Source organism: Pseudomonas sp. R1-43-08 (genome assembly GCF_003852255.1).
Classification (GTDB): domain Bacteria; phylum Pseudomonadota; class Gammaproteobacteria; order Pseudomonadales; family Pseudomonadaceae; genus Aquipseudomonas.
The window spans coordinates 5,098,360-5,123,782 of the sequence record NZ_CP027734.1; the positions used below are offsets into that span (position 1 = coordinate 5,098,360).

At 61.6% G+C, this 25,423-nt stretch carries 20 protein-coding genes; 7 read left to right on the forward strand and 13 right to left on the reverse strand.

Annotation, left to right across the window (positions count from 1 at the left end; all coding sequences use genetic code 11):
* Positions 1–53: 53 nt before the first annotated feature.
* Complete coding sequence (locus C4J87_RS23495; RefSeq protein WP_124368577.1) at positions 54–1,316, reverse strand: aspartate aminotransferase family protein; 1,263 nt, start codon at positions 1,314–1,316, stop codon at positions 54–56.
* Positions 1,317–1,525: 209 nt separating this feature from the next.
* Here C4J87_RS23495 and C4J87_RS23500 point away from each other — a divergent pair, with 209 nt between their 5' ends.
* Entirely contained in the window at positions 1,526–2,425 is a 900-nt protein-coding gene (locus tag C4J87_RS23500) for a LysR family transcriptional regulator (protein ID WP_124368578.1), read from the forward strand.
* A 227-nt stretch (positions 2,426–2,652) separates the two neighbouring features.
* Here the strand turns inward: C4J87_RS23500 and C4J87_RS23505 are convergent, their stop codons facing one another.
* The 10 genes from C4J87_RS23505 to bioB all read right to left on the reverse strand — a co-directional run bounded on the left by C4J87_RS23505 (position 2,653) and on the right by bioB (position 15,100).
* Positions 2,653–4,431, reverse strand: a complete 1,779-nt coding sequence (locus C4J87_RS23505) for an acyl-CoA dehydrogenase C-terminal domain-containing protein (protein WP_124368579.1) — start codon at positions 4,429–4,431, stop codon at positions 2,653–2,655.
* A 139-nt stretch (positions 4,432–4,570) separates the two neighbouring features.
* Positions 4,571–6,340 carry an acyl-CoA dehydrogenase C-terminal domain-containing protein gene (locus C4J87_RS23510; RefSeq protein ID WP_124368580.1) on the reverse strand — a complete coding sequence of 590 codons (1,770 nt, stop codon included), beginning with the start codon at positions 6,338–6,340 and terminating at the stop codon, positions 4,571–4,573.
* Between the two features lie 89 nt (positions 6,341–6,429).
* The gene (locus tag C4J87_RS23515) at positions 6,430–7,719 is read right to left on the reverse strand and encodes a diguanylate cyclase (protein WP_124368581.1); all 1,290 of its coding nucleotides are present in this window, start codon (positions 7,717–7,719) and stop codon (positions 6,430–6,432) included.
* A gap of 281 nt (positions 7,720–8,000) precedes the next feature.
* The gene (locus C4J87_RS23520; protein WP_124368582.1) at positions 8,001–9,806 is read right to left on the reverse strand and encodes a phenylacyl-CoA dehydrogenase; all 1,806 of its coding nucleotides are present in this window, start codon (positions 9,804–9,806) and stop codon (positions 8,001–8,003) included.
* A 333-nt stretch (positions 9,807–10,139) separates the two neighbouring features.
* Positions 10,140–10,421 carry a pyrroloquinoline quinone biosynthesis protein PqqE gene (locus C4J87_RS23525; RefSeq protein ID WP_124364675.1) on the reverse strand — a complete coding sequence of 94 codons (282 nt, stop codon included), beginning with the start codon at positions 10,419–10,421 and terminating at the stop codon, positions 10,140–10,142.
* A 106-nt stretch (positions 10,422–10,527) separates the two neighbouring features.
* Positions 10,528–11,208 (reverse strand): dethiobiotin synthase, encoded by a 681-nt coding sequence (gene bioD, locus C4J87_RS23530; protein WP_124368583.1) that lies wholly within the window; start codon positions 11,206–11,208, stop codon positions 10,528–10,530.
* The gene (gene bioC, locus C4J87_RS23535; RefSeq protein ID WP_124368584.1) at positions 11,205–12,017 is read right to left on the reverse strand and encodes a malonyl-ACP O-methyltransferase BioC; all 813 of its coding nucleotides are present in this window, start codon (positions 12,015–12,017) and stop codon (positions 11,205–11,207) included. Before bioC ends, bioD begins: the two co-directional genes overlap by 4 nt.
* Positions 12,010–12,741, reverse strand: a complete 732-nt coding sequence (locus C4J87_RS23540; protein WP_124368585.1) for an alpha/beta fold hydrolase — start codon at positions 12,739–12,741, stop codon at positions 12,010–12,012. The genes bioC and C4J87_RS23540 overlap by 8 nt, the downstream gene beginning before the upstream one ends.
* Positions 12,734–13,915, reverse strand: coding sequence for an 8-amino-7-oxononanoate synthase (gene bioF / locus C4J87_RS23545; protein WP_124368586.1), 1,182 nt, complete (start codon positions 13,913–13,915; stop codon positions 12,734–12,736). The genes C4J87_RS23540 and bioF overlap by 8 nt, the downstream gene beginning before the upstream one ends.
* A gap of 129 nt (positions 13,916–14,044) precedes the next feature.
* Positions 14,045–15,100 (reverse strand): biotin synthase BioB, encoded by a 1,056-nt coding sequence (gene bioB, locus C4J87_RS23550; protein WP_124368587.1) that lies wholly within the window; start codon positions 15,098–15,100, stop codon positions 14,045–14,047.
* Positions 15,101–15,192: 92 nt separating this feature from the next.
* Here bioB and C4J87_RS23555 point away from each other — a divergent pair, with 92 nt between their 5' ends.
* The 5 genes from C4J87_RS23555 (at position 15,193) to rarD (ending at position 20,925) form a co-directional block, all read left to right on the forward strand.
* Entirely contained in the window at positions 15,193–15,930 is a 738-nt protein-coding gene (locus C4J87_RS23555) for a ComF family protein (protein WP_124368588.1), read from the forward strand.
* Positions 15,931–15,987: 57 nt separating this feature from the next.
* Complete coding sequence (locus tag C4J87_RS23560; RefSeq protein ID WP_124368589.1) at positions 15,988–16,752, forward strand: TOBE domain-containing protein; 765 nt, start codon at positions 15,988–15,990, stop codon at positions 16,750–16,752.
* A 79-nt stretch (positions 16,753–16,831) separates the two neighbouring features.
* Entirely contained in the window at positions 16,832–18,730 is a 1,899-nt protein-coding gene (locus C4J87_RS23565) for a PhoX family phosphatase (protein WP_124368590.1), read from the forward strand.
* Between the two features lie 167 nt (positions 18,731–18,897).
* Positions 18,898–19,872 carry a serine/threonine protein kinase gene (locus C4J87_RS23570; protein ID WP_124368591.1) on the forward strand — a complete coding sequence of 325 codons (975 nt, stop codon included), beginning with the start codon at positions 18,898–18,900 and terminating at the stop codon, positions 19,870–19,872.
* 168 nt (positions 19,873–20,040) lie between these two features.
* Positions 20,041–20,925 (forward strand): EamA family transporter RarD, encoded by an 885-nt coding sequence (gene rarD / locus C4J87_RS23575; protein ID WP_124368592.1) that lies wholly within the window; start codon positions 20,041–20,043, stop codon positions 20,923–20,925.
* A gap of 222 nt (positions 20,926–21,147) precedes the next feature.
* On the opposite strand, the gene C4J87_RS23580 is transcribed toward rarD, so the two are convergent.
* On the reverse strand, positions 21,148–21,660 hold the full coding sequence (locus C4J87_RS23580; protein ID WP_124368593.1) for a glycine cleavage system protein R: 513 nt from the start codon (positions 21,658–21,660) through the stop codon (positions 21,148–21,150).
* Positions 21,661–21,927: 267 nt separating this feature from the next.
* On the opposite strand from C4J87_RS23580, the gene C4J87_RS23585 reads away from it, so the two are divergent.
* Positions 21,928–24,105, forward strand: coding sequence for a malate synthase G (locus tag C4J87_RS23585; RefSeq protein WP_124368594.1), 2,178 nt, complete (start codon positions 21,928–21,930; stop codon positions 24,103–24,105).
* A gap of 665 nt (positions 24,106–24,770) precedes the next feature.
* Here C4J87_RS23585 and C4J87_RS23590 read toward each other — a convergent pair.
* On the reverse strand, positions 24,771–25,217 hold the full coding sequence (locus tag C4J87_RS23590) for a response regulator (RefSeq protein ID WP_124368595.1): 447 nt from the start codon (positions 25,215–25,217) through the stop codon (positions 24,771–24,773).
* Positions 25,218–25,423: the final 206 nt, after the last annotated feature.

Here is a 25,423-nt window from a genome sequence, read left to right on the forward strand (position 1 = left end):
GAATCAGGCTGGAGGCGCCGCGTATCCCCGCGAGACGGTTCAGGAAGTCGAGGTCAGACAGCGATGCCCTTGCGGCATTGCAGTTGGGCGGTACGTACCCGAGAGAAGGCACGGGCAAGGCGCAGAAGCATTTCGTCGATGTGGTTTTTGCTGACATTCAGGGCGGGGGTAAAGCGCAGACAATCAGGCTGCGTAGCGGTGAGGATCAGGCCTTCGTGCAGCGCGGCCTTTACCACCGCAGCCGCAGAATCGTCCGATAGCGTGAGGCCCCATAGCAGACCGTTGCCGCGCAATTGTCCGTGTTCATAACGGTGGGCCAGGCGCGCGAGGCCCTCTGCCAGGTAGTGGCCAGATTCGCGTACCAGTTCGAAAAAGCCACTGGCCAACACGGCATCGAGTACCGCGCTACCCGCTGACGCCATCAGCGCATTGCCGTGATGCGTGCCGTCCAGCTCGCCCGCCTCGAAGCAACAGGCTGTGCCGCGCGCCAGCAACGCCGCCAGGGGCACGCCACCGCCCAGGCCTTTGCCGAGGGTAATGATGTCGGCGCGCACGCCGTATTGCTGTTCGGCGAGCAGGCTGGCGCAGCGGCCGATGCCGGTTTGCACTTCGTCAAGAATCAGCAGGATCCCCAACTCGCGGCACAGGCGTTCGACGCCCTTGAGGTAGTGTTCGGTCGCGGGAATGACACCCGCTGCGCTCTGGATTGGCTCCAGCATGATGGCGACGGTGTGCGCGTCGACGGCAGCGTGCAGCGCCGGCAGATCGTTGAACGGCACATGACTGAAGCCCGGCAATAGCGGGTCGAAACGGTTTTCGCGGGCAACGGCCGAAGCCGACATCGCTGCGAAACCATGGCCATGGCAGCCGTTACCCGCCGTGATGATGTGATAAGCGCCGCCGCGATGCAGTTGGCCCCACTTGCGCGCCAGTCTGATCGCGGCTTCACAAGCTTCCCCACCGCTATTGAGCAGATAGGCCTGATCGCTGCCGGTGTGATGGCACAGGCGCTCAACCAGGTCGAGCTGAGCCCGGTTGTGCAAGCCCATGCCAGGATTGATCACGGTTTGCATCTGTTCAGCAATGGCGTCGCGCACCGCTTGTGGACTATGGCCTAGGCTGTTGGCACCGCCGCCCTGGCTGAAATCCAGATAGGCACGGCCGTCGCTGTCCGACAGCCAGGAGCCGTGACCCTGGACGAACACCTCGCAGGGGCGCGCGACAGTAGGCATCAGGCAATGGCTGGAAAAATCACGATGCGGATCATGAAGCACCAGGTCGTCAAGGCTAGGCGCGGCGCGCCGGAACAGGTTCACAGTTCACCTCTGACAGCAAGCGGACCTTGGTCGGTACCGGGTGCAAGCCCGGTGCTGAGATGTTTTGCCTTGCCTATGTAAACGCCATTACCAAAAACGTTATTCATTGCCCGATCCGGCCCTGTAAGCCCTGCGAATAGGCGCTAGACTAGGCGTCTCATGGGCCCACGGCCATTTCGATTTTCCAGCTTTTTCGATAAGCAAATCTTATGGATTTCAAGCAACTGCGTTATTTCGTCGCGGTGTATGAAGAAGGCCATGTAGGCCGTGCCGCCGAGCGTCTGTCGATTTCCCAACCAGCCTTGTCGCAGCAGGTTCGCCAACTGGAACAGAACCTGGACGTGAGCCTGTTCGAGCGCAGCAGCAAACGCCTGCTCCCTACGCTGGCGGCACACACGTTGTACAACCATGCCTTGCCCCTGATCGACGGCATGCAGCAAGCGGTGGAGGCGTTGCGCAACTTCAAAGGCCAGGCGATGCGCACCTTGGCCATCGGCGTGCTGCAAACCGTGCACACCAGCCTGGTGCCGCAGATGCTCGAGCGGGTGCGCAAGGCCCAACCTCACTTGGTGGTGCAAATCTACGAATTGACCGGGCTGGAAATCGAGCGGCGGCTGCTCAACGGCTCGCTGGACATCGGTATCAGCTACCTGCCACCGCGCCAGCCGGGCCTGCATGGCGTGTTGTTGTATGAAGATGAATTGAAGGTGGTCATTCCTGAGCACCATCCCTTGCGGGAATTCAAGAAGGTCTCGCTGAAACAGGCAGCCGAGTTGCCAATGTTGCTATTGGGCGAGGAATTTCAGGTGCGCCAGATTTGGCAGGCCCAGTTGGCCAACCTGGGCCGGCGCCCGCAGGTGCAGGCGGAGCTCAATACCATGGTAGGGATTCTCGACAGCCTGCCCCACACCCAGTTGGCCACTGTGCTACCGGGGCGCTCACAGGACGAACACAACAGCCAGTCGTTGCTGTGGAAACCCTTGAGCGAACCCAGGGTGCCGTTGAAAGTCGGATTGGTGTGCCGTGACGTGCAGCGCCAGCAAGCGACGGTGGCATTGCTGCGCACGTTGCTGGAAGACGTGATGAATGCCCCGCAGGCAGGCGCCTGACTTTTTCGCGGGCAAAAGAAAACCCCGCCGAAGCGGGGCTTTGCAGACTGTTTCCCTGACATCCATTTCACTCCGCCATCCTGGCAGAATCCTACGTGTCCGTGTTGTTGCTTTGCGCTTCCTGCGCGACGTCCATGTGAAGTAGATTATCCGTGGATCCAATATGGCGATAGAGGACGATTAGCAGCACGTCATGTAAGAGAATGCTTACATGCGCGCCTCACCCCCTAGAACAGCGCTTCATCCATCAGGAACAGCGATTCGCTACCGGCTTTTACCGACGCACTCAACGAGTGAATGCGTGGCAACAGGCGCGCAAAGTAGAAGCGCGCAGTGCCCAGCTTGCTGGCATAGAAATCCTCTTCGGCCTCTTTGCCCAACGCAGCCTTGGCCATGCGCGCCCACATATAGGCGTACGCCATGTAACCGAACGCATGCAGGTATTCCACCGAGGCTGCGCCGATTTCATTCGGGTTGGTCTTGGCACGGTCCAGCACCCAGGCGGTCAGTTCATCCAGGTTATCCACCGCCGCGCCGAGCGGCCGGGTGAACTCGCCCAATGCCTCGCCCGCAGTGGCGATGAACTGACGGATCTCATCGGCGAACAAGGTGTAGAACGCGCCACCGCTGCCGACAATCTTGCGCCCCATCAAATCCAGCGCCTGGATACCATTGGTGCCTTCGTAGATCTGGGTGATGCGCACATCACGCACCAACTGCTCCTGGCCCCACTCGCGAATGTAGCCGTGGCCACCAAATACTTGCTGGCCGAGCACGGTGGTTTCCAGGCCCAGGTCCGTGAGGAATGCCTTGGCGACCGGCGTCAGCAACGCCACCAGGTTGTCGGCGCGCTCGCGGGCGGCGGCGTCTTCGCTGAACTTGGCGATGTCCAGTTGCGTCGCGACGTAGGTGGAGAACGCACGGCCGCCTTCGTTCGCCGCCTTCATGGTCAACAACATGCGGCGCACGTCCGGGTGCACGATGATCGGGTCGGCGGGTTTTTCCTTGGCTTGTGCGCCCAATGGAGAGCGGCTCTGCAGCCGGTCGCGGGCATATTCAATCGCGTTCTGGTAGGACCGCTCGCCGGAAGCCAGGCCCTGGATGCCCACCCCCAGACGCTCGTAGTTCATCATGGTGAACATCGCCGCCAAGCCACGGTTAGGCTCACCGACCAGGTAACCCACCGCTTCGTCGAAGTTCATCACGCACGTCGCGGAGGCCTGGATGCCCATCTTGTGTTCGATCGAACCGCAGTTCACCGGGTTGCGTGCGCCGAGGCTGCCGTCGGCGTTCACCATGAACTTCGGCACCAGGAACAGCGAGATGCCTTTGGGGCCCGCCGGTGCATCCGGCAGTTTGGCCAGCACCAGGTGGATGATGTTTTCGGTCAGGTCGTGTTCGCCGCCGGTAATGAAAATCTTGGTGCCGCTGACTTTGTAGGAACCGTCCGCTTGGGGCTCGGCCTTAGTGCGAATCATGCCCAGGTCAGTGCCGGCATGGGCTTCGGTCAGGCACATGGAACCGGCCCATTCGCCGGAATACATCTTCGGCAGGTAGGTGGCCTTGAGTTCCTCGCTGGCGTGGGTATTGATCGACACGCAAGCGCCCGAGGTCAACATCGGGTACAGGCCGAAAGCCAGGCTGGACGAGTTGATCATCTCTTCGACCTGTGCCGACACCGCCTTGGGCATGCCCATGCCGCCGTATACCGGGTCGCCACCCACACCGACCCAGCCGCCTTCGGCGTAAGTCGCGTAGGCCTGGGGGAAACCGTCCGGCGTAGTGACCGCACCGTCCGTCCAGTGGCAGCCTTGCTCATCGCCGCCACGGCTTAACGGCGCGATGGATTTGGCAGTAACCTTGCCGGCTTCTTCGAGGATCGCTTCAACGGTTTCGGCGTCAACCGTGTCGGCCAGGACAGGCAATTGGGCCCACGTCGTGGCGACTTCAAAAACTTCGTTGAGGACGAAGCGCATATCACGCAACGGCGCTTTGTAATCAGCCATGGCAAACCTCGTGAGAAGGTGAAAAGTGATTCGATAGGATCGGTTTTACAGACTCCGAGTGTACCCGAACAACTTTTCAGACACATAGGGTCCGTTCGTGACCATTAAGTATTTATAAGTCACACCAAACCTCTCCCGTCTATAGGGCAAATGCCTGCGCCGGTAAGCTCATCAGGCATTCGCTGCCCGCCTCCACGGCGGCCCGGTGCATGGCGGTGCGCGGCAACAGGCGCTTGAAATAAAAGTCGCAGGTCGCAGTTTTGCCCTGGGCAAACCCGGGCTCATCGTGCGCCTGCGCCGCGATCGCCATGCGCAACCACAGGTAGGCGAGGATGATGTAACCGCTGTACATCAGGTAATCCATGGCCGCCGCGCCTACTTCGTCAGGATTTTTCATCGCTGCCGTGCCGACCTTCAGGGTCAGCTCACCCCATTGCTGGTTCAACTGGTTGAGCTGTTCTACAGCGGCCTTGAGTTGCGCGTGCTCGGCATTGGCGACGCAGAACTTATGCACAATTCTGGTAAAGCCGCGCAGCAACTTGCCCTGGCTGCCCAGCACCTTGCGCCCCAGCAGGTCGAGGGCCTGGATACCGTTGGTGCCTTCATAGATCGGCGCAATCCGGGCATCCCGGGCCAATTGCTCCATGCCCCACTCGCGAATGTAGCCATGCCCGCCGAATACCTGCATACCGTGGTTGGTCACCTCCAGCCCGGTTTCGGTCATGAAGGCTTTGCAGATCGGCGTGAGGAAGGCCAACAGGTCCTCGGCCTCCTGGCGCTGGCCCGCATCGTCACTCAGGTGCGCCGTGTCGAGCAACTGGGCGGTGAAGTAGGTCAGCGCGCGATTACCTTCGTTGAAGGCTTTCATGGTCAGCAGCATGCGGCGTACGTCGGCATGCACGATGATCGGGTCGGCGGCTTTCTCCGGGGCCTTGGTGCCGGTCAACGAGCGCATTTGCAGGCGGTCGTTGGCGTATTTGATCGCGCCCTGGAAGCTCGCCTCGCCGTTGCACAAACCCTGCATCCCGGTGCCCAGGCGCGCGTGGTTCATCATGGTGAACATGCAGTTGAGGCCTTTGTTCGCCTCACCAATCAGGAAGCCCTTGGCGCCGTCGAAGTTCAGCACGCAGGTGGCCGAGGCCTTGATGCCCATCTTGTGCTCGATGGAGCCGCAGTGCACCGTGTTGCGTTCACCGGAATCGGCATGGAACTTGGGCACGATAAACAACGAGATGCCTTTGGTGCCCGCCGGCGCATCCGGCAGTTTGGCCAGCACAAGATGGATGATGTTGGCACTCATGTCGTGCTCGCCGGCCGAGATGAAGATCTTGCTGCCGGTGACCGCGTAACTGCCGTCGGCCTGAGGTACGGCGCGGGTCTTGATCAAGCCCAGGTCGGTGCCGCAATGGGCTTCGGTCAGGCACATGGTGCCGGTCCATTCGCCAGCGGTGAGCTTGTGCAGGTAAGTGGCTTTCTGTTCGTCGGTGCCATGGGCGTGGATCGCCGACATTGCACCGTGGGTCAGGCCTGGGTACATGCCCCAGGAGGTGTTGCTGGAGCCGATCATCTCGCTCAGCACCAGCCCCAGTGACTGCGGCAAGCCTTGGCCACCGTAGGCCGGGTCTGCCGCCAGGCCATGCCAGCCGCCTTCCACGTACTGGGCGAAGGCTTCCTTGAAGCCCTTGGGCGTGGTCACCACACCCTGATCGAAATGACAGCCCTCTTCATCGCCGCTGCGATTGAGCGGCGCGAGTACGTTCTCGCAAAACTTCGCGCCCTCCTCGAGAATTGCATTGACCATGTCGGGGCTGGCGTCCGTCGCGCCCAGGGCCGCGTAATGGCCGTGGAAGTCGAACACGTTGTCGATCAGAAAGCGCATGTCGCGCAGGGGAGCTTTGTATTCAGGCATGGCAATGTCTCCGGCGGCAGATAGTTCAACCTACTGCCGGCCAATGCCCCGGACAATCACTGTAGCGCTGCTGAATACAGCACCATTACTCAACCGGCAGCACGCTCCATACGCACCGCACCGCGACGGTTCTGCCCGGCCGCAATCACGCAGTTGCGCCCGGCGCCCTTGGCGGCATACAGCGCCTGGTCGGCGCACTTGAGCACTTCTTCAGGGCTGCGCTGCTCGGCCTGGCGCTCGGCCACGCCGATGCTGACGGTCACCGACACACTCGAGGCACCGCTGCCGGCCCGACGCTGGCGGCCTTGATGGTCGTCAGGGGGGCGGTCCGGGTTGCGCAATTTGATCGCATAGTTGGCGATGATCTCGCGGATTTCCTCCAGGTGCGGCAGGCATTCATCCAGGGTCTTGCCGGCGAACACCACGGCAAACTCTTCCCCGCCGTAACGATAGGCGCGCCCGCCACCGTTGACCTTGGACAGCTTGCTCGCCACCAGGCGCAACACCTGGTCACCCACGTCATGGCCATGGGTGTCGTTGAACCGCTTGAAGTGGTCCACGTCGCCCATCGCCAGCACGTAGTTGCGGCCCAGCCGCTGCATGCGCTCGTTAAGGGCGCGGCGCCCCGGCAAGCCGGTCAGCTCATCGCGAAACGCCATTTGATACGCCTCGTGCGCCACACCGGCAGCGATCATCAGCATGACCTGGCTGCACATGATGTTGAGGGTAAACGGCAGGATGAACGTTTGCGGCAGCATCCAGAACATCCCCAGCAACCCCACCAGCTGCGCGGCATGCAGCGGGCGCGGCTGATACCAGTACTGGGCGGCCAGGGTGAGAAAGCCGATCAGAAACATCGGGTATGACAGCTGGATCAGGCTCATCCAGGCGCCATGCAGCACCGGCCAGCGAATCTCGGCCAACCAGTCCAGCACGCCCTGGGGATAACTTTGCTCCAGCGCCAGCGCCACACTGCCGACGGCCAGCAACACCGCGCAGCGTGCGACGAAGTCGCGGAACAGGTGGGTCTTTTCCTGCCACAGCGCATACACGCTGAACAGCAAGGGCAGCAGCAGGCAGCACAGGTGAAACACCACGGCGGCGTCTTCGCGCACGCGGCCATTGTCGCGGTAGAAGTCGGTCTGGGTGTCGAGCAGGAAATAAGCGACATACACCGTGATCATCAGGAACAGCTCACGCTGGCGCCGATACACCGCGCAGTACGCACCGCCGAGCAACAGCACCAAGGTTGGCAGCACGTTGAACAGCGAGGTGAAGAAGACGTTGAGGTCTTTGAGATAAGCAGCCGAGAGCCCGGCCAGCAACAGCAGCAACGAGGGCAGGAAATGGCTGAACCGTAGGGCAGACACGCGTGACAAGGGTAAAACTCCGACCCGCAAAAAGTGATGGCATAGTGCCTCTGCGGGACCAGTTAAACACAACTCGTCCGGCATGTATCACATTGCCATCACTGTAACGGCACGGGTTGATAATCCCTTAGCTTCGGAGCGCATTTTTATAGGCGACAGTGACCAAATGTGGGAGGGGGCTTGCTCCCTCCCACAGGGGATCGCATTACACTCTCAGGCCTGCGGCGTTACAACCGGCGAAAAAAAACCGCCACCCCTAAGGGCGGCGGTTTCGGAAGATCCCGTACAGCTTAGTAAGCCAGGCCGAAGTCTTCTTCTTTCATGTCCATCAGGTTGCTCGCGCCCGACAGCATGGTTGCCACGTGGGTGCGGGTGCGCGGCAGGATGCGCTGGAAGTAGAAGCGCGCGGTCTGCAGCTTGGCGGTGTAGAACGCTTCTTCGGTGGTGCCGGCGGCCAGTTTTTCAGCCGCCAGGCGGGCCATGTCGGCCCAGAAGTAAGCCAGGCACGCGTAACCGGAGTACATCAGGTAGTCCACCGAGGCGGCACCGACTTCTTCACGGTCTTTCATCGCGGCCATGCCGACCTTCATGGTCAACTCGCCCCACTCTTTGTTCAGCGCCGCCAGCGGCGTCACGAACTCCTTGACCGCGTCGTTGCCTTCATTGGCCTGGCAGAACTTGTGGACGATCTTGGTGAAACCCTTCAGCGCTTCGCCTTGGGTCATCAGCACTTTACGACCGAGCAGGTCCAGCGCCTGAATACCGGTGGTGCCTTCGTACAGCATCGAAATACGGCTGTCGCGAACATTCTGCTCCATGCCCCACTCAGCGATGAACCCGTGGCCGCCGTAGATCTGCACGCCGTGGTTGGCGGACTCGAAACCGACTTCGGTCATGAACGCCTTGGCGATCGGGGTCATGAAGGCCAGCAGGCCATCGGCCTGTTTCTTGGCTTCGTCATCGGTGCCGTACTTGACGATATCCACCTGCTTGGCGGTGAAGTACACCATCGCACGGTTGCCTTCGGCGAAGGCTTTCATGGTCAGCAGCATGCGGCGTACGTCGGGGTGCACGATGATCGGGTCGGCGGCTTTGTCCGGCGCTTTCGGGCCGGTCAGGGAGCGCATCTGCAAGCGATCACGCGCATATTTGAGGCCGCCCTGAAAGCCGATTTCGGCGTGGGCCAGGCCTTGCAGCGCAGTCCCCAGACGCGCGGTGTTCATAAAGGTGAACATGCAGTTCAGGCCTTTGTTCGCCGGGCCGATCAGGTAACCGGTGGCCGCGTCGAAGTTCATCACGCAGGTGGCGTTGCCGTGGATACCCATCTTGTGCTCCAGGGAGCCACAGGTCACCGCGTTGCGCTCGCCCACCGAACCATCGGCGTTGGGCAGGAACTTGGGCACGATGAACAACGAGATACCTTTGGTGCCAGCCGGTGCATCCGGCAGGCGCGCCAGGACGATGTGGACGATGTTGTCGGCCATGTCGTGTTCACCGGCCGAGATGAAGATCTTGGTGCCGGAGACTTTGTACGAACCATCGGCCTGGGGTTCGGCCTTGGTGCGCAGCATGCCCAGGTCGGTGCCGCAGTGCGGTTCGGTCAGGCACATGGTGCCGGTCCACTCGCCCGAAACCAGTTTGGTCAGGTAGGCGTCTTGCTGCTCGGGCGTGCCATGCTCGGAAATGGTGTTCATCGCGCCATGGGACAGGCCTGGGTACATACCCCACGACCAGTTGGCTTCGCCGACCATTTCACTCACCGCAAGGCCCAGGGACTCCGGCAGGCCTTGGCCGCCGTGTGCCACGTCGTGAGCCAGGCTTGGCCAGCCGCCTTCGACGAACTGTTTGTAGGCTTCTTTGAAACCTGCTGGGGTTTTAACGCCTGACTCGCTCCAGGTACACCCTTCGATGTCACCCACGCGGTTCAACGGTGCCAGCACTTGCTCACAGAACTTGGCGCCTTCTTCCAGAATGGCGTCGACCATGTCCGGGGTAGCGTCCTGGCAAGCCGGCAGGCTCTGATAGTGCGCTTCATAGCCGAGCAGTTCGTCACGCACGAAGCGAATATCACGCAAGGGGGCCTTGTAGTCAGGCATAGCGATAAACCTCTGCTGATGTATCTGGGATGAACAACCGCGTGGATGTGTGATGGCGGTCAAACAGGTGTTTGAAACATACGTTTACGACCTGGGGTTGTCAAGCGTCGGCCCGATGCCGTTTGTCTTGATGCGGGTCAATGGCAGGCACAGCGAAGCCTGTGGCGTGATGCCACAGATCAAGAAGTGTAGGATTTCGGCGGGAGGGCACGGAACACATGTGGGAGGGGGCTTGCTCCCGATGGCAGTGCATCAGTCAAATAGCTATCGACTGATAGACCGCTATCGGGAGCAAGCCCCCTCCCACATTTTGAATTGCATAAGGCAGGAGGGTCAGGCGTAGGTATCGATCAACGTACCGAGCATTTCGTCCGAAGCCTTGGCGACTTTCGCCCCCAGCTCCACTTGAAACTTGCCCTGGGCCATTTCGACCATATTGCTCGCCGAATTGGATGCCTGGGCACGATCATTGGCCTGCAGACGGTCGCTTTGCGCGGCCGATGGCTGGGTGGTCGCGGCGCTGGCAATGTTGCCGGCGGCCTGGTCGACACGGCTCTGCCCGGCCTGAATGGTGCTCAGGCCCGAATAAAACGCGCTGCTTCCAGAGATTTCCATGGCGCAAGCCTGCCTTTAGAGAATCGTGATAGCCAATTGAACCAGACATCCTGGCAAAAGGCCCGCTAAAAACACTAATGGCATATTGCCTTAGCGATAGCCAAAATCAGTCAAGCAGGTCCATTTCCAGGTAGGCGGCCACCGCGGCTGCCCCGGCGTGCTTGAGTTTGGGCACTCGCCCCAGGCAAGGCGCCGGCAAACGCTCGGCCAAGGTGGCGAGGTTCTCTTCCAGACGAGAGGTCTTCGGATCGATGATATTGGCCACCCAACCGGCCAGCGGCAGACCATCTCGTGCGATCGCTTCGGCCGTGAGCAACGCGTGGCTGATACACCCCAGCCGCACCCCCACCACCAGAATCACCGGCAGCTTGAGCGCAATGGCCAGGTCCGACAGATTGGCCTGGTCGGCCAAGGGAACACGCCAACCGCCTGCGCCTTCGATCAACGTGAAGTCCGCTTGGTGCGCCAGGATCCGCTGCATCGGCTTGAGCAGCGATTGCACCGTGAGCGCGACACCTGCCTCACGGGCGGCCAGATGCGGTGCAATCGCCGGTTCGAATGCCACCGGGTTGACCTCGGCATACGTCAAGGGCAACGAACATTCGGCGAGCAGCGCCAGGGCATCGGCATTGCGCAACCCCTTGGGCGTTACCTGGCAGCCCGAGGCCACAGGCTTTCCCGCCGCCGTGCTGTTGCCGGCTTGACGCGCAGCATGCAGCAGGCCGGCAGCGATGGTGGTCTTGCCCACATCGGTGTCGGTACCGGTGATGAAATAAGCGGCGCTCATAGCGATTTCTCCAGTACGGCGTACACCACCTGATAGGTGGCGGGCAGGCCCTGGGCCTGACGGAACTGCTCGTAAGCCTGGATCAATGCCGCGATTCGCGCACGGCCGGTCAACCCTCCCGGGCGCCCTGGGTTGAGGTTATGTGCGCCCAAGGCTTTCAATTCGTGGGTCAGACTGCGTACGTCCGGATAATGCAGTACATGGGCCCGTCGCTCCAGGCTTGCCACCCGAAAACCACTGGCGGCGCACAGCTGTTGATACGCCTCGAAGGTGCGGAAGCGGTTGACGTGAACCAGGCCATCCGCCGCGCGCCAGCTTTCGCGCAGTTCATCCAGCGTGCCTACGCACAGGCTGGCGAAGGCCAGCACGCCGCCCGGTTGCAGCACGCGAAACGCTTCACTGAGGACCGCATCGAAGTTCGCACACCACTGCACCGCCAGGCTGGAGAAGATCAGCTCGAAGCTGTCGGCCTTCAGCGGCAGGCGTTCCGCATCCCCCGCGACGAAGTGCTGCGCGCCGCCCAAAGGCCGCGCATGGTTGAGCATGCCCTCGGCAATATCCAGCGCCATGCCTTGGCTGGCCGGCAGGCGCTCAGCCAGTGCACGGCTGAAATAGCCCGTGCCGCAGCCCAGGTCGAGCCAGCGCTGGGGCGCAAGGCCCATCGGCAGCCGAGCGAGCAGTGCGTGCCCGACCGCCCGCTGTAACTCGGCCACGCTGTCGTAACTGGCGGCGGCCCGGGAGAACGACGCGGCCACCTGGCGCTTGTCCGGCAAGGCGCCCGGCAGAGGAGGATGGGATAGATCAGTCATCAGCATACTCATGCAAAAAAGCCTGGATGGCCCCCGCCACACCGTGGGGGTCTTCCAGAAGAAAAGCGTGACCGGCCTGTTCAATCAGGCCGATTTCCACATCGGGCAGCAGCGCCAGCAGGTCACTGGCGGCTTCGGCCGGCACCAGCCCGTCCAGGCCGGCAAACAGGTGCAGTTGTGGCCCGCGAAAGGCCTGCAAGGCGGCGCGGGTGTCCAGTTGGGCGAGCAACTCCAGGCCGGGCATCAATACGCTGGGCGCCGTGTTCGGTGCTCCACTGACCAGCAGCCGCGACAGCCCGCGTGGGTCGGCGGCGCCTTTGGCGCACAACAGGCCAAAGCGCTTGAGGGTGACCTGGGAATCCGCGTGGCAGCCGGCGAGGAACGCGTCGAATGTTTCAGCGGGCATGGCATGCGGCCAATCAGCATGGGCGACAAAACACGGGTTACTTGCCAGGGTAAGCAAACCGCAGCAACGCTCGCCGCGTCGCGCCGCCAGCTCTGCAGCGAGCATGCCGCCGAGGGACCAGCCGCCGAGCCAGACATTGTCCGGCAGCGTGGCATCCAGTTCGTCGAGCCATTCGGCCAGTTCGCTGCCCTCCAGTGCCGGCAAGGGCTCGACCTGCACCTGCAGGTGTTCATTCAAACCGTGCAACGCCGCAGCCAGCGGCTCCAGCGGCGACCCCCCCAGGCCCCAGCCGGGCAGCAGTACCAGTCGATCACGCATGTTCGGGCTCCGTGGCGTTCAACAAACGGAAACACGCCTCCAACGCGTTTAACAATAGCTGCACCTGCGCCGCGCTGTGGGCCGCCGTCAAGGTCACGCGCAAACGGGCGCTGCCGGCGGGTACCGTGGGCGGACGGATCGCGGTCACCATCAATCCGCGCTCGCGTAGCATCTGCGACAGGCGCAGGGCACGCGCGCTGTCGCCAATCAGGATCGGCTGGATCGGCGTAAAGCTGTCCATCAGCGCCAGGCCGATCTGTTCGGCACCCTGGCGAAACTGGCGGATCAACGCGTTGAGATGCTCGCGGCGCCAATGCTCGCTGCGCAGCAGCTCGAGGCTTTTCAGGGTGGCGCAGGCCAAAGCCGGTGGCTGGCTGGTGGTGTAGATGTAGGGGCGGGCGAATTGGATCAGGCTTTCGATCAGTTCTTCGCTGCCCGCCACAAAGGCCCCGGCGGTGCCGAACGCTTTGCCCAGGGTACCGACCAGTACCGGCACGTCATCCTGGCTCAAGCCGAAATGCTCGACAATCCCCGCGCCATTGGCCCCCAGCGGGCCAAAGCCATGGGCGTCATCTACCATCAACCAGGCACCTTTGGCCTTGGCTTCACGGGCCAGCGCCGGCAGATCGGCCAGGTCGCCATCCATGCTGAATACGCCATCGGTCACTACCAGCGTGTTACCGCAGGCTTTCTCCAGGCGCTTGGCCAGGCTGGCGGCGTCGTTATGCAGGTAGCGGTTGAAACGGGCCCCGGACAACAAGCCGGCATCCAGCAACGACGCATGGTTGAGACGGTCTTCCAGCACCGTATCGCCCTGCCCCACCAACGCCGTGACCGCGCCGAGGTTGGCCATGTAGCCGGTGGTAAACAGCAACGCACGCGGGCGCCCGGTCAGGTCGGCCAGGGCTTCTTCCAGCGCATGGTGCGGCGTGGCGTGGCCCACCACCAAGTGCGACGCACCACCGCCCACGCCCCAACGGGACGCACCGGCGCGCCAGGCCTCGATCACCTGCGGATGGTTGGCCAGGCCCAGGTAGTCGTTATTGCAAAAGGCGAGCAGCGGCTTGCCGTCCACCACCACTTCCGGGCCTTGAGGGCTCTGCAGCAAGGGGCGTTGACGGTAAAGGTGTTCGGCACGGCGGGCAGCGAGGCGCGCGGCGAGATCGAAAGACATGCGGGTTCAACTCGGTCAAAACTGTGGGAGGGGGCTTGCTCCCGATGGGGGTGTGTCAGTCGGTACATAAGTTGACTGACCCTGCGCCATCGGGAGCAAGCCCCCTCCCACATTGGGATTTGGTTTCAGTCAAACAGCGGCGTTGTAGAACTGTTCGCTGCTCTTCTGCTCCACCAACGCCTGCTCAATGGCCGCCTGATGCACTTCATCGGCGTGCTCCTCGCGGGCTTCCGGCAAGATGCCCAGGCGCGAGAACAGTTGCATGTCCTTGTCCGCCTGCGGGTTGGCGGTGGTCAGCAGCTTGTCGCCGTAGAAAATCGAGTTGGCGCCAGCGAAAAACGCCAGGGCCTGCATCTGCTCGTTCATCGCCTCACGCCCAGCCGACAGGCGCACATGGGATTGCGGCATCAGGATGCGCGCCACCGCCAGCATGCGGATGAAGTCGAACGGGTCGATGTCGTCGGCATTTTCCAGCGGCGTACCGGCCACCTTGACCAGCATGTTGATCGGCACCGACTCCGGATGCTCCGGCAGGTTGGCCAGTTGGATCAGCAGGTTGGCACGGTCATCCAGGGACTCGCCCATGCCGAGGATGCCGCCCGAGCAGATCTTCATCCCCGACTCACGCACGTAGGCCAGGGTTTGCAGGCGGTCGCCGTAGGTGCGCGTGGTGATGATCGACCCGTAGAATTCCGGCGAGGTATCCAGGTTGTGGTTGTAGTAATCAAGGCCAGCCTGAGCCAGCGCGGCGGTCTGGTCCTGGTCGAGACGGCCGAGGGTCATGCAGGTTTCCAGGCCCATGGCCTTCACGCCTTTGACCATCTCCAGCACGTAGGGCATGTCTTTGGCCGATGGATGTTTCCATGCGGCGCCCATGCAGAAACGCGTCGAGCCGATGGCCTTGGCGCGGGCGGCCTCTTCGAGGACCTTCTGCACTTCCATCAGTTTTTCTTTTTCCAGGCCGGTGTTGTAGTGACCCGACTGCGGACAATATTTGCAATCTTCCGGGCACGCGCCGGTTTTGATCGACAGCAGGGTGGATACCTGCACGCGGTTGGCGTCGAAATGCGCGCGGTGCACAGTCTGCGCCTGGAACAACAGGTCATTGAACGGCTGCACGAACAGTGCTTTGACTTCGGCCAAAGACCAATCGTGACGCAGGGTGGCAGAGGTGCTGGCGCTCATGGGTGATTCCTTGATTATGCTTAGGCTAACGCTGCGGGCAGGGCAATACCCACAGGTACGACACGGATGCTCGGCATATTTAAGGAAGATTCATGCACTGTCAACCAACCCACAAACACCAGGTTTACATCTGGTTAAAAAGCGTACAAACCTGTTTAATCTGCGATGAACGGGCTGATAGCGTCGATTGTGTATGCAACGCCTGCGAAACCGAGCTGCCATGGCTGATGGAGCAGTGCGAGGTGTGCGCCCTGCCCTTGCCGATGGACGGGTTGATTTGCGGCCAATGCCAGCAACAACCGCCCGCGTATAAACAGGTGATCGCGCCCTGGACCTACAGTTTCCCGGTAGACAGCCTGATCAGCCGGTTCAAGCACCAGGCACGCTGGCCCTTGGGGCACTTGCTGGGGCGCCTGTTCGGAAGATTCCTGCGCCATCGGTTCGAGAATGCCGAACTCAGCCGCCCCGATTGTTTGCTGCCGGTGCCGATGCCACCCAAACGTCTGCGCCAGCGCGGTTATAACCAGGCCGCAATGCTGGCGCGCTGGCTCAGCAGCGACCTGAACATCCCCTACGATGAACACCTGTTGCTGCGCCCCCATGAAACCATTGCGCAACAAGACCTCGATGCCAAAACGCGCAAGCGCAACCTGCGCAATGCCTTCGCCCTGGCACCCGGCGCCTGGGTGCAGGGACGTCACCTGGCGCTGGTCGACGATGTACTGACCACCGGCGCCACCGCCCATAGCCTGGCGCGGTTATTGATGCAGGCCGGTGCGCGCCAGGTCGATGTGTATTGCCTGGCCCGCACGCCAAAACCCGGCGCGTGACTTGACTCCCGTGCCGCTGGGCGGCAACGTCCGCTCATTCCAGCCAAGCGTGTCCACATGCCTCTGACCTCCCCGCTCAGCCAGCACATCATCCGCCGCCCTCAGCGCATTGCCCTGCTGGGGCATATCGCCGAGCAGGGCTCCATCACCCGCGCCGCCAAAAGTGCGGGGTTGAGCTACAAAGCCGCCTGGGACGCCATCGATGAACTGAACAATCTGGCGCAAAAACCTCTGGTGGAGCGCAGCGTCGGCGGCAAAGGCGGTGGCGGCGCCAGGCTGACCGCCGAAGGTGAGCGCGTGCTGCGCCTCTATCAGCGCCTGCAGGTGCTGCAAGCCGAAGTGCTCGCCACGGACGAAGCGGCCCGCGACTTCAACCTGCTGGGGCGCCTGATGCTGCGCACCAGTGCGCGCAATCAACTGCACGGTCAGGTCAGCGCCATCGAGCGCCAGGGCCGTAATGACCGAGTCCGCCTGCAATTGGCCGGCGGCCTGCACCTGGATGCACAGATCACCCACGACAGCACGCAACGGCTGGAGCTGGAGGCTGGCGTGGAAGTGGTTGCCCTGATCAAGGCCGGATGGTTGGAATTGCTGGCCATCGGGCAAGCCGCAACACCTGGACACAATTGCATGAGCGGCGTGATCGAGGCGGTTCTCGACGCTGAAGACGGCCCCAGCGAAGTGCGCATCGGCCTGCCCAACGGTCAGGTGCTGTGTGCCCTGGCGCAGCCCGCCGCACTTACTGCGCTCAATGCCGCGCAAGGCCAGCCGATCCAGGTGCAGTTCGCCCCCGGCAATGTACTGCTCGGCACCCCGGTGTAGCGAGCACGCGCCATCAAACTGCAACAATTTCGTCACGCTCGCTCCTTAAGGTATCTGCAAAAACCGTAGGGAGCCTGACATGAACTTATTAGAAGAAAACCAAGCCACCGACCTTGAACAGATGGTCGGCCTCACCCGTCGCCGCTTCATCGGCGCCGGCGCCCTGTGCGGCGCTGCGATGTTCCTGGGCGGCAACCTGCTCAGCCGCAGCGCACTGGCCGTGAACGCCGCCTCTGCCAGCCCGTTGCTGGGATTTTCCAGCATCGGCGCCGCTACCAGCGACACCCTCACCCTGCCGCCCGGCTACAGCGCCTCGGTACTGATCAGTTGGGGCCAGCCCTTGAGCAAGCGCGCCCCAGCCTTCGACCCCAGCGGCAACGGCACCGCCGAGGCCCAGGAACAACAGTTCGGCGACAACAACGACGGCATGAGCCTGTTTCCCTTCCCCGGTGACGACCGCCGCGCACTGATGGCGATCAACAACGAATACACCAACTACCGCTACCTCTACGCCCATGGCGGCGCGCCGCAATCGGCCGAAGACGTGCGCAAGGCGTTGGCCAGCGAAGGCGTTTCGGTGATCGAAATACAGCGCAAGGGCGATACCTGGCAGTTCGTCCAGGATTCACGCTACAACCGGCGCATCCACGGCAACACGCCGATCCGCCTGAGCGGGCCTGCCGCCGGCCACGACTGGTTGAAAACCCGCGCCGACAAAACCGGCAAGAAAGCCCTCGGCACCTTCCAGAACTGCGCCAACGGCAAGACGCCGTGGGGCACTTACCTGACCTGTGAAGAGAACTTCACCGACTGCTTCGGCAGCAGCGACCCACAGCAAACCTTCGACGCCGGGCAAAAACGCTATGGCGTGATCGCCGCCAGCAAAGACATCCACTGGCACACCCACGACCCGCGCTTCGACATGGCCAAGAACCCCAACGAACTCAACCGCCATGGCTGGGTAGTGGAAATCGACCCGTTCGACCCGCAATCCACTCCGGTCAAGCGCACTGCCCTGGGCCGCTTCAAGCACGAAAACGCTGCCCTGGCAGAAACCCGCGATGGCCGCGCCGTGGTGTACATGGGCGATGACGAGCGCGGCGAGTTCATCTACAAGTTCGTCAGCCGCGATCGGATCGACCACAACAACCCGAAAGCCAACAAGGATCTGCTCGATCACGGGACCTTGTACGTGGCGATCTTCGACGCGGGCGATGGCGATGCCGATCACCCCAAGGGCAAAGGCCAATGGGTCGAACTTACCCACGGCAAAAACGGCATCGATGCCAGCAGCGGCTTTGCCAACCAGGCTGAAGTGCTGATTCATGCACGCCTGGCTGCCAGCGTGGTGAAAGCCACGCGCATGGACCGCCCGGAATGGATCGTGGTCAGCCCCACCGACGGCCAGGTCTATTGCACACTCACCAACAACGCCAAGCGCGGCGAAGACGGCCAGCCGGTAGGCGGGCCCAACCCGCGAGAAAAGAACGTGTATGGCCAGATCCTGCGCTGGAAAGCCGACGCCGATAACCACGGTGCCACGGACTTCACCTGGGACCTGTTCGTGGTCGCCGGCAACCCCGGCGTGCACGCGGGCTCGCCGAAGGGCGGCTCGTCCAACATCAACCCGCAAAATATGTTCAACAGCCCGGACGGCCTGGGTTTCGACAAGGCCGGCCGCCTGTGGATCCTCACCGACGGCGACTACAGCAACTCAGGCGACTTCGCCGGCATGGGCAATAACCAGATGCTCTGCGCAGACCCAACTACTGGAGAAATCCGCCGGTTCATGGTCGGGCCGGTGGCGTGTGAAGTGACCGGGATCAGCTTTTCGCCGGATCAGAAAACCCTGTTCGTGGGCATTCAGCATCCGGGTGAAACCGGGGGCTCGACCTGGCCGGAGCACCTGGCGAACGGCAAGCCGCGTTCGTCGGTGGTGGCGATTCGGCGGGATGATGGTGGGGTTGTTGGCGCCTGACAAACCGCTATCGGGGGCAAGCCCCCTCCCACATTTTGACCTGCGGATACATTCCGTGTGGGAGGGGGCTTGCCCCCGATGGCGATAGCACAGCCCCCACCTATCTCAAGCCCGGTGCGTTACCATACCCGGCCGGACGCGGCGCCCTGCTGCGCGCAGGAGTTCGCATGGCCCACCCGTTTGAAACACTCACTCCCGACCTGGTGCTCGACGCCGTCGAAAGCATCGGCTTTCTCAGCGACGCCCGTGTATTGGCGCTCAACAGCTACGAAAACCGCGTGTATCAGGTGGGCATCGAAGACTCCGAACCCCTGATCGCCAAGTTCTACCGGCCCCAACGCTGGACCAACGAAGCGATCCTGGAAGAACACCGTTTCACCTTCGAACTGGCTGACTGCGAAGTCCCGGTGGTCGCCCCGCTGATCCACAACGGCGCAAGCCTGTTCGAGCACCAGGGTTTCCGCTTCACTCTGTTTCCACGCCGTGGCGGACGGGCCCCGGAGCCGGGTAACCTCGACCAGCTCTATCGCCTCGGGCAATTGCTCGGGCGTTTGCATGCCGTGGGTTCCACCCGCCCGTTCGAACACCGCGAAGCGCTCGGCGTGAAGAACTTCGGTCACGATTCCCTGACCACGTTGCTCGAAGGCAACTTCATTCCCAAGAGCCTGTTGCCGGCGTACGAGTCCGTGGCCCGCGACCTGCTCAAGCGTGTGGAAGAGGTGTACAAGGCCACCCCGCACAAGAACATCCGCATGCACGGCGACTGCCACCCCGGCAACATGATGTGCCGCGACGAGATGTTCCACATCGTCGATCTGGATGACTGCCGCATGGGCCCGGCGGTGCAGGACCTGTGGATGATGCTCGCCGGGGATCGCCAGGAATGCCTGGGCCAACTGTCGGAATTGATGGACGGTTACCAGGAATTCCACGACTTCGACCCACGGGAACTGGCCCTGATCGAACCCCTGCGCGCCCTGCGCCTGATGCACTACAGCGCCTGGCTGGCGCGACGTTGGGAAGACCCGGCATTTCCCCACAGCTTCCCGTGGTTTGGCAGCGAGCGCTATTGGGGCGACCAGGTGCTGGCGCTGCGTGAGCAACTGTCGGCGCTCAATGAAGAACCCCTCAAACTCTTCTGACCGCTGATCGTTCCCACGCTCCGCGTGGGAATGCATCGGGTGACGCTCTGCGTCACACAAAGAGCGGACGCAGAGCGTCCAAATCGGCATTCCCACGCAGAGCGTGGGAACGATCGAAAAACCCAATTACAATCGCGCTTTGTTAGCTGCCTAAGCAAGGATTCTGCAATGCACGCCGTCAACCCTCGCAAGGGGTACATCCTGGGCCTGAGTGCCTATGTCATCTGGGGTCTGTTCCCGCTCTATTTCAAAGCCATTGCCAGTGTGCCCGCCGCCGAGATCATCGTGCATCGCGTGCTGTGGTCGGCGCTGTTCGGCGGTTTGCTGTTGATGGTGTGGAAACACCCAGGCTGGTTTCGCGAGCTGCGCGACAACCCCAGGCGCCTGGCGATCCTCGCCCTCAGTGGCTCGCTGATCGCTGCCAACTGGCTGACCTACGTGTGGTCGGTGAACACCGGGCGCATGCTTGAGGCCAGCCTGGGTTACTACATCAACCCGCTGGTGAATGTGCTGCTCGGCATGCTTCTGCTCGGCGAACGCCTGCGTCGTCTGCAATGGGTGGCCGTGGGTCTGGCGGCGGTCGGTGTGGCGCAACAGGTGTGGCAGGTCGGCAGCTTGCCGTGGGTGTCATTGGTGTTGGCGCTGACGTTTGGCTTCTATGGCCTGATTCGCAAGCAGGCGCCGGTCAAAGCGCTGCCGGGGCTGGTGGTGGAAACCTGGATGCTGGTACCGATTGCCATCGCGTGGTTGCTGTTCAACCCGACGGCGCACAGTGCACAACTGCCGTTCTGGAGCACCTCCGAGGCCTGGTGGCTGGTGGCGGCCGGGCCCGTCACGCTGGTCCCGCTGGTGTGTTTCAACGCCGCCGCACGGCATTTGCCCTACACCGCACTGGGCTTTCTACAGTACGTCGCGCCCACGCTGGTGCTGCTGGAAGCCGTGCTGCTGTTCGGCGAACATCTGGCGCCCAGTACATTGATCGCCTTCGCCTTTATCTGGGCCGGCCTGGTTATCTACAGCCTGGACGCCTGGCTGACCATGCGCAAACGCTGATCAAATAACGTACAACTTCCTGCAAGCCACATTTTTCGTGGCTTGCAGCGATTCACCCCAAGGTTATCCACAACCTGATCCCCGCCATTTGTGCACAAGCCGTTGAAACTGTTCGTTTTTTGCTCAGGTGGAGAAGATCCCCGGGCGGCGTGGCCTGGCGTCGGGTCTCTACAGGTTATCCACAGGCCCATGCAAGATTTCCATGCATAACCTTGTGCATGGTTATTCGTCGGCGCGCAGTTCCACCATCAGATCGTCCGCCAGGGTTTCCAGGGAGGCCTGCAACGTCTCCAGGGATAACGTCGAGGGCACCTGCAGCAAGGCCTCGGCATTGAACAGCGGATCGCCGCTCATCGGGGCCGGGCGCACATCGGTGCTCAAGCGTTCCAGGTTGACGCCCTGCTGGCTCAACAGCGCAGTGATCTCACGCACGATGCCCGAGCGGTCATTGCCCACCAGGGTCATCACAATCGGTTTTGAAGCCGAGGCCTGCCCGGAACTGCCCTCACCCACCAGCACGCGAATGCCGTGTGTGGATAAATCCTCCAGCGCCCCCACCAATGCCTGACGACTCTCTGCGGGAACGCTGACACGCAGAATCCCGGCAAACTGCCCGGCCATATGGGCCATGCGGCTTTCCAGCCAGTTGCCACCGTGGGCGGCAATGTTTTGCGCGATGCGCTCAACCAGGCCGGGTTTGTCGGCGGCGATAATTGTGAGTACAAGATGGTCCATGGCGAAGCCCTCTGGAATTCAATATACAAGGTGGACCCGCGAGCCCTCGAAAACAAATCGTGTACCATTTTTATATTTATCTGGAACAATCCAACAGTTTTTTGAGAACATCCGGTTCTCCGCTGTGACCGTACGACCAAAGTGGGTCGCTAAACGACGTATTTAGTCTAATTTTCACAACCGCAAGTCATCATGTAGTATGCCCAACCGCGCACTACATAATGAAAATCTGAAAAAGCGCATAAGCTCCGCAGAGTGAGGCAAGCAATGACTGAACACGTTCAAGTCGGTGGCCTGCAGGTCGCCAAAGTCCTGTTCGACTTCGTGAACAACGAAGCCATTCCCGGTACCGGCATCACTGCCGACCAGTTCTGGGCCGGCGCCGACAAGGTCATCCACGACCTGGCCCCGAAGAACAAAGCCCTACTCGCCAAACGCGACGATTTCCAGGCGCAGATCGATACCTGGCACCAGACCCATGCCGGCCAGGCCCACGACCCGGTGGCCTACAAAGCCTTCCTGCAAGACATCGGATACCTGCTGCCAGAAGCCGCAGACTTCCAGGCCTCGACCCAAAACGTCGACGATGAAATCGCGCGCATGGCCGGCCCTCAGCTGGTGGTGCCGGTGATGAACGCCCGCTTCGCCCTCAACGCCTCGAATGCGCGCTGGGGTTCGCTGTATGACGCGCTGTATGGCACCGACGCCATCAGCGAAGCCAACGGCGCGGAAAAGGGCAAGGGCTATAACAAAGTGCGCGGCGACAAGGTCATTGCCTTCGCCCGTGCGTTCCTCGACGAAGCCGCGCCGCTCAGTGCGGGCAGCCACTTTGATTCCACCGGCTACAAGATCGTCGACGGCAAGCTGATCGTCAGCCTCAAGGGCGGCAGCAACAGCGGCCTGCGAGACGACGCGCAGTTGATCGGTTTCCAGGGCCCTGCGGCCGAGCCGATTGCGATTCTGCTCAAGCACAACGGCCTGCACTTCGAGATCCAGATCGACGCCAGCACCCCGGTCGGCCAGACCGACGCGGCCGGCGTCAAAGACGTGCTGATGGAAGCCGCGCTGACCACCATCATGGACTGCGAAGATTCCGTCGCCGCCGTGGATGCCGACGACAAAGTGGTGATCTACCGCAACTGGCTCGGCCTGATGAAGGGCGACCTGGCCGAAGAAGTGGCCAAGGGCGGCAAGACCTTCACCCGCACCATGAACCCTGACCGCGTCTACACCGGCGTGGATGGCAATGACGTGACCCTGCATGGCCGTTCGCTGCTGTTCGTGCGCAACGTTGGCCACTTGATGACCATCGACGCGATCCTCGATAAAGACGGCAACGAAGTGCCGGAAGGCATCCTCGACGGCCTGCTCACCAGCCTGGCGGCGATCCACAGCCTCAACGGCAACAGTACGCGCAAGAACAGCCGCACCGGCTCGGTGTACATCGTCAAACCGAAGATGCACGGCCCCGAAGAAGCGGCGTTCACCAACGAGCTGTTCGGCCGTATCGAAGACGTGCTGAACCTGCCGCGCAATACGCTCAAAGTCGGGATCATGGACGAGGAGCGGCGTACTACCGTCAACCTCAAGGCCTGCATCAAGGCGGCCAGCGAGCGCGTGGTGTTTATCAATACCGGCTTCCTCGACCGCACCGGCGATGAAATACACACCTCCATGGAAGCCGGCGCGATGGTGCGCAAGGCCGCCATGAAGGCGGAAAAATGGATCGGCGCCTACGAGAACTGGAACGTCGATATCGGTTTGAGCACGGGCCTGCAAGGGCGTGCGCAAATCGGCAAAGGCATGTGGGCGATGCCCGACCTGATGGCCGCGATGCTCGAACAGAAAATCGCGCACCCACTGGCCGGCGCCAACACCGCGTGGGTGCCCTCGCCCACCGCGGCCGCGCTGCATGCGCTGCACTATCACAAGGTTGACGTGTTCGCGCGCCAGGCCGAACTGGCCAAGCGCGAGCGCGCATCCGTGGACGATATCCTGACCATTCCTCTGGCGCAGAATACCGACTGGTCCGAAGAAGAGATCCGCAACGAACTGGATAACAATGCCCAGGGCATCCTTGGCTACGTGGTGCGTTGGATCGACCAGGGCGTGGGTTGCTCGAAAGTGCCGGACATCAACGATGTCGGCCTGATGGAAGACCGCGCCACCCTGCGTATCTCCAGCCAACACATCGCCAACTGGTTGCGCCACGGCATCGTCAACGAAGCCCAAGTGATGGAAAGCCTCAAGCGCATGGCGCCGGTGGTGGACCGTCAGAATGCCGGGGATGCGTTGTACCGCCCGCTGGCGCCGGATTTCGACAGCAACATCGCGTTCCAGGCAGCGGTTGAGCTGGTGATTGAAGGGACCAAGCAACCGAACGGGTATACCGAGCCGGTGTTGCACCGCAGGCGTCGGGAGTTCAAGGCTAAAAACGGCCTGTAAATGAAAAAGCCCTGATCGAAAGATCGGGGCTTTTTATTTGCGGTTGCGGTGGCTGGACTGGCGCTATCGGGGCATGGGTATCTACACAACTTTGGTATGGCCCTGAACCTGTGGCGGCTCGGGACCCGAAGTCTCTATAACTGATGCCCCGCGTTCCAAATGTGGGAGGGGGCTTGCTCCCGATGGCGGCCTGACAGCCGACCAAGATGCTGGATCAGAGCGAGTACATATCCGTTGCTGCGGTAACGGCTGCTATGGGTTCCGCCCTTACGGCGTCTCACTTTTGAAAAGCGCAAAAGTAAGCAAAACGCTCTTGCCCCACCACTCGGCACCTCGCCTAGGCTCGGTGTGCCCGTAATCCGACAGTGATTTGGGGGGCCGCCGCCACGCGCCATCCATGGCGCGGGGCGGCTAAACCGGCATCCCTGCCGGTTTACCCCCCAAATCACTGTCGAATTCCGGCCAGCGTGGTTTAACGGGGCGCCTAGATCAAAAGCAAGATCAAGAGCGGCTCGCTTCGCATCGTGGTTACAGTAGGCTGCTACAAAATTGTGTAGATACCTATGGCTATCGGGGGCAAGCCCCCTCCCACATTTGACTGTGTTCACAAATCAAAGTGTGGGAGGGGGCTTGCCCCCGATGAGGCCCGCACAGTCAATAAGGAATCAGGAAACCATCCCCAACTCCTGCTTCACCAACTTCGCCAACTTCGCGCTATCAATCGGCTTGAGCAAAAAATCCACCACGCTCAAGTGCATGGCATCGATTACATCCGGCGCTTCGGCGTCCCCCGACATGATGATGATCGGCAACGCCGCACGGGTCGACTCGCGCACTTTTCGGATCAATTCCAAACCGTTGCTCGGTGCCATGCGCAGGTCGGTGATCAGCAAACCGATGGAGCTGGTGGACTTCAACAAATCCCACGCTGCCTCGCCACTGTCAGCCGTCATGCAGCGAATGCCGTTCAGCCCGAGGATTTCCGCCAGCAATTCACGCGCATCGTTATCGTCGTCCACGATCAATACACGTTGGGGCGGTAAATCGGGCTCCAGCATCACGGCGCTCAGCGCCTCGCGCTCGGCATCACTCAAAATATCGTGGTCGGACATACAGTTCTCAGCAATTCTCATCAATCTCGCAGCACACTCGTCAGACATCTGCGGGAGGGCGAACAATGTGCACTTCGTCGGAAAGTTTGCCTAGTGGGTGTTCTACGGGTTTTGGACGATAGTCATGTAAGGTTTTTCCTTAGTTTTGCGTGGGTTTCACCAACCTAGACTTACGTCCAATGGGCACCCGCCGTGCGGCAGTCGAC